The 265-nt window shown below is 68.3% G+C and carries 1 protein-coding gene; it reads left to right on the top strand.

Translation table 11 applies throughout. The features are described 5' to 3' along the window. The coding region (locus ACFHWU_RS29615; protein WP_416592366.1) for a WD40 repeat domain-containing protein at positions 1–265 on the top strand (265 nt) is incomplete at its 3' end.

The following is a 265-nucleotide window of genomic DNA, read 5'->3' as shown; positions in this document are numbered from 1 at the left end:
GTGCTGCCCGGTCCGGACGGCCGACACCTCATCGTCACCGGCGGCAGCGACGGATCGGTGCGAGTTTGGAATCCGGACACCGGTGACCAGTTAGTCGAAGTAACTGCCCACACCAGTGGAGTGAGAGCAGTGGCGGTGCTGCCCGGTCCGGACGGCCGACACCTCATCGTCACCGGCGGCGGCTTCGGCGACGGATCGGTACGAATCTGGGACCCCGGCACCGGCGAGCGACTGGCCGAACTCACCCGCCGCTCTGGTGAGGTGC

Source organism: Micromonospora sp. LOL_015, from assembly GCF_048060275.1.
Classification (GTDB): domain Bacteria; phylum Actinomycetota; class Actinomycetes; order Mycobacteriales; family Micromonosporaceae; genus Micromonospora_E.
The sequence above is the reverse complement of the archived record's forward strand: the minus strand, read 5'-3'. Positions and strand labels throughout refer to the sequence as shown.